The organism is Acidocella aquatica, from assembly GCF_030160635.1.
GTDB lineage: Bacteria > Pseudomonadota > Alphaproteobacteria > Acetobacterales > Acetobacteraceae > Acidocella > Acidocella aquatica.
In genome coordinates this window covers 1-4,761 of sequence record NZ_BSOS01000084.1, presented here as the reverse complement: position 1 = coordinate 4,761, position 4,761 = coordinate 1, and the positions used below count along the sequence as shown (strand labels likewise).

4 protein-coding genes are annotated in these 4,761 nt (G+C 60.2%); all 4 read left to right on the top strand.

Features of this window, described 5'->3' with window-relative positions; translation table 11 throughout:
* Window positions 1-401 precede the first annotated feature (401 nt).
* The 4 genes from scpB (at window position 402) to QQJ84_RS14720 (ending at window position 4,588) form a co-directional block, all read left to right on the top strand.
* The gene (gene scpB / locus QQJ84_RS14735; RefSeq protein WP_284259066.1) at window positions 402-1,025 is read left to right on the top strand and encodes an SMC-Scp complex subunit ScpB; all 624 of its coding nucleotides are present in this window, start codon (window positions 402-404) and stop codon (window positions 1,023-1,025) included.
* Window positions 1,026-1,221: 196 nt separating this feature from the next.
* Entirely contained in the window at window positions 1,222-1,923 is a 702-nt protein-coding gene (locus QQJ84_RS14730; protein WP_284259065.1) for a segregation and condensation protein A, read from the top strand.
* Between the two features lie 153 nt (window positions 1,924-2,076).
* A complete protein-coding gene (locus QQJ84_RS14725; protein ID WP_284259064.1) occupies window positions 2,077-3,927 on the top strand; it encodes a Mu transposase C-terminal domain-containing protein in 1,851 nt (616 codons plus the stop codon).
* Between the two features lies 1 nt (window position 3,928).
* Entirely contained in the window at window positions 3,929-4,588 is a 660-nt protein-coding gene (locus QQJ84_RS14720; RefSeq protein ID WP_284259063.1) for a TniB family NTP-binding protein, read from the top strand.
* Window positions 4,589-4,761: the final 173 nt, after the last annotated feature.

The window sequence follows — 4,761 nt, the reverse complement described above, 5'->3', positions numbered from 1 at the left end:
GGTGACCCATTGATTCAGAGATTAAGCCGCTTCGCAACCAAAAAATCACAACTGTAATGCTAGAGCACGGTGTCCACTTCCTCCGGGTGCCCTGCCCTCCGCGTCCCGCGTTCCAGGACCGGGCTGCCGGAAGGACGTGACTTCATAACCGTCAGAGATCCAGGAGCTTGGTGGGACTGGCGGCGACGGTTTTGATACGGTTGCGATAGCGCCGGGTGGTCTCGATATTTTTCTGCCTGGCATGCGCCATCACCTGCTCATCGAGCGCGCCGTCCAGGTAGGCTGTCGATTTTCGCTAGAAAATGCATTTTTGACGTTAAGAAATGCATTGACTGCAGTGGCTCTTGGCGAAGCCGAGATCACTACTTGCGCTAGGTGAGTGCGGGCGCGCAAAATGCCTCATGAGCGGCTCCCCGATTCCCCTTCATATCCTCCGGCTGGCTGAAGCGTTTATCTACGCAAGCAGCTCGCCGGTTACACCCTCGGCACTGCACCCGCTTCTTCCCGAACACCTAGACCCCCTGGACGTGCTGGAGGCATTGGAGCGCCATTGTGCTAACCGTGGTGTAATACTGTTCGAATCTGGCGGGATGTGGACGTTCCGCACGGCCCCCGACCTCGGAATGGAGCTGCAAAAGCTGCTAGCCCAGTCAAACCGCCTGCCCCGTGTTGCAATGGAGATCCTTGTCGTAATCGCGCTCCACCAGCCCGTAACACGCCCTGAGATCGAGGATATCCGCGGTATCAGCCTTTCCCAGCAAACGATGGACAGCTTGCTTGATGCGGGTTTGATCGAGCCCCGCGGCCGCAAGGAGACAGCCGGCAGGCCGACGCTCTGGGCAACGACACCGCGGTTTTTATCGCATTTCGGACTGCGATCCCTCCGTGATTTACCGGGATCTCATCTTCTCCCCGCACCGCTGCCGCCGGCACACCCACAACTCGCCGCCGATGCCGATCTGGGCGGCACGGGCGACGCCGCAACCACAGCGCTCGACGCCGGGAACACCGGGCCGCCGGAATAGAAGAGCTTCCGTCCCGGAAGCGTAGTTTCGACCACGAGCAAGGGCGTTTTCTCACCATACCCACGACATGCGCAGGCAGAAATCCCTTCAGAAATCACCCCGGAGGCAGTAGTTATCGGTTGTGAATGAAGCGTCTGCGCCCTCAACCGGATCACTGGAGCTCCATCTGGAGAGCTTTGACGGGCCGTTGTACTTATTGCTCGATCTGGCGCGGCGACAGCAGGTTGATCTCGCACGGATTTCCGTCACGGAACTGGCCGATCAATACGTCGCGGCAATTACGGAATTGGACAAGATCGATATCGGCCGCGCCATTGAATGGCTGGTCATGGCGGCTTGGCTTACCTGGTTAAAATCCCGCCTGCTGCTGCCCAAAAGTCTTCCCGAGACGCAAGAAGCCGAAAAAGCCGCCCAGGTGCTGACCGACCGCCTCACGGCGCTGGAGCGCGTGCGCCTGGTGACGGCTTGGCTTGAAGACCGCCCGCAGCTGGGCCACGACACATTCGTGCGTGGCTGGCCGAGGGCTCCGGCAGGGCCGCCAGCAGCGTCGGAATATCTGGACCTGTTCGAAGCCTGCCTCTCGGTAGTGCAGGAGCAACAAGGCCGGCTTGCCGCCCAATACAAGCCGTCGGGACCCCGCACATTGTGGACGCCAGCCTACGCAATGCAGCGTATCACCGCTGTCCTCAAGGAGAAGACCACAGGCTGCAGTTTGATGCGCTTCTTGCCGAGCTTCCCAGACGGAATGCCCGACCGCGAATTTCATATTCGGTCGGCTGTGGCCAGCACATTGATCGCCACGCTCGAACTCACGCGTGATGGAACTGTCGAAGTGACGCAAAAGGAGAGTTTTGGCCCGATCCACGTAAGACCGGCCATGATCGACCTTGGCTTGTAAGCGCTGGACACGCCGGCGCCGCTCTCTCCTCGTGCTTGAACTTTGTCATCAAAACTCCACCCAATTCCCATGGCCTGAATTATAAATGCATGTGGTTGCGGCGCGGTTGCAGAGAGAGGGCTAATCACGCAGGTCTGGGTTCCGGGGAAAACTGTGCGCTTCGCGGGCGAGGATTGGCTTGTCGATCGGCCGCTCGGACCCGATGCCGTGCTGCTCCGCAACGCGCGTGACGAAATCATATCCGCCGATCCCGCGCGTATCGAATTGCTCCTATCCGAAGACGCCGGCGGGCAGAGGCGGCTCGTTGCCGAAAGTCATCACAGTGAAGCCGACTGGGCCAAAGCCACGCAGCGCCGGGATGTTTTACTGGCGTTGTCCCGGCTGCCATCGCGCAACGCGGCTGACATCGCCGCTGCAGCACGAACGCTTGGCCTTAACGTCCGCCGCGTCTGGGCGCTGCTGCAGCAGGGTAAATCCAACAATTTCGAGGTTGTCGATTTTCTCCACGCGGCCTCGGGCCCCCGGCCGAAGCGGCTTGATAAAACCGTTGAGACAATAACCGCACAGGCGATTGAGCAGCATTATGCCAAGACGTCGCGGCCAAGCCTGGGCAGCCTTCATACGGATATTCTCCAACGCTGCCAGGCGGCAAACCTGGCACCTCCATCTTACCACACGATTCGAGCACGCGTCGCCGCGCGCGATCAAATCTGGCTAACGCGCCGGCGCCATGGGCCTAAGGCAGCACGTGCGCTGCGGCTGCTGACCGGTGCACATCCAGGTGCGCCCAAGCCCTGGGCTCGGGTGCAAATCGACAGCACACCGTGCGATATCCGGCTGGTCAGCGAAATCGATCGGCAGGTGATCAGCCGCGCCACCGCGACCTTTGCTCTCGACATCTACAGCCGTGCGTTACTGGGATTCTCATGCTCGCTGGAGTCAGCCTCGACGCTTACCGTTGCGACCTGCCTCGCGCAGGCATGCCGCCAAAAAGATGAATGGCTGGCCCGGCGCGAGCTAAGCCGGCTGCATTGGCCGATCTACGGCATTCCGGATATCCTCGAATATGACCAGGGTAGCGAAAACATCGCGCGCGGCATTCAACGCGGCCTGAAGCTGCACGGGATTAAGCCAAAGATCCGGCCAAAAGGCCATCCCGAACAACACGGCCATATCGAGCGGCTCATCGGCACCATGATGCGCGCGGTCCACGAGCTGCCCGGCGCGACGTTCAGCAACATCAACGAGCGCGGCGAAGCCGAACCAGATAAACTCGCATGTCTCAGCGTCACCGAGCTCGAACGCGTCCTGGCGATCACCATCGACAGCTACAACCACACGACGCACGCCACGACGGGCGAGCGGCCTATCGAAAAATATCTGAGCTATTATCGGCAGCCGAACCTGCCGGATGCCGAGCGCATTCCGCCCCGGCCAGCGGAAAATTTTCTGCTTGATTTTTTGCCTTACGAAATGCGCGTCCTACGCCGAACGGGATTTCGTTTGTTCAGAGTGGACTACAGCTCCGTCGATCTGCTGCCGCTCTGGCGCCATGACAACGGCAAACAGGTGGCACGCGTGATTGTCTATAACCCGAATAGCTTGGCCCAGATCTGGGTTGCAGACGAGACCAACGGTCAATATCTCGTCGCGCCCTATCGCACGCCGCACCCGGACATGAATTTGGCCGAGAGTGCCGAGCTGAGATCGTCGCTGCACGCTAGCAAAGCCCGTGACCGCGGCGAAGCCCGGCTGTTTGAAAACCTGAGCGAGACCCGCGCCATCGTTGCAAAAGCCAAGTCGACCACGATGCGGCGAAAAGCTGAGCGCGCGCATCAGGCCAGGCAAGCGGCCCAAGAGGCTGCGCCGAAACCCGCGCCAATAATATCCATACCTCCGGCCAACATGCCCGTCTCAGGCACGCCCCAACCGGCGCAGACCAGAAGCAAAGCAGCCTGGGAGGCAGCCGATGTCACCCCCTTCACCGATGTTGAGCGCTCTTAAAATGGACGGGATGGGTGACGCATCACATCTCGATCCAGCGACACAGGCATTATTGCAACTCGACGACGGCGGACGCATCGCCTGCATCGACCAGGATCTATGGATTGGCTATGGCCTGGCACAAGAGGCGCATCAACGGCTCGAACGATTACTCCGCTCGCAGCGGCGTTCCCGGCCGGATAATTTGCTTATCATCGGCGCGAGCAATAACGGCAAAACCGCCATTGCAAAGCGTTTCCTCGCACGGCACTGCTTGTCTGAAAATCCTCTTGCAGAAATCGCAACCATTCCCGTCGCGCTGATACTGGCGCCGAATGGCCCGCAAATATCACCCTTACTCCGCGCCATCCTGCATGCGATCGGGCGCGACCCCCTGCCCCGCATCCGGATCAGCGATCTGCGCGAGGCGGCATACCAGGGCGTGCAGGACGTTGCGATGCGCCTGCTGCTGATCGACGATCTGCATAATGTTCGCGGCGCGGGCGTCGACAATATGCTGGTGGAGCTGCGCAATCTTGGCTCCGCCACCGGCGTTTCGCTTGGTTGCTTCGCGACCAAGGAGATCGCTTACGTCTTACGGCGGGACGAGCAGATGGCCAACCGATTTGAACTGATGACCTTACCATGTCGATGGCGGCGTGAATCCGCGCATATTTGGTGAATATATCCCGACGGTTTGATTTGGCGGGGTTATTCCTGGTGGGTGCCATCCGAGGTCGGGGCGGCCGCCCCGACCTCGGATGGCACCCACCAGGAATAACCCTTGCCGCTTGGAGGACCCGACTCAGGTGTTCGGTATCCATGCTGACGCGAAGGTGGATGTCGGGGTAGAAA

Bases quoted from the DNA above. Each gene is read 5' to 3' on its own strand.
- scpB (WP_284259066.1), top strand. From the start codon at position 402: ATGAGCGGCTCCCCGATTCCCCTTCATATCCTCCGGCTGGCTGAAGCG.
- QQJ84_RS14720 (WP_284259063.1), top strand. From the start codon at position 3,929: ATGGACGGGATGGGTGACGCATCACATCTCGATCCAGCGACACAGGCA.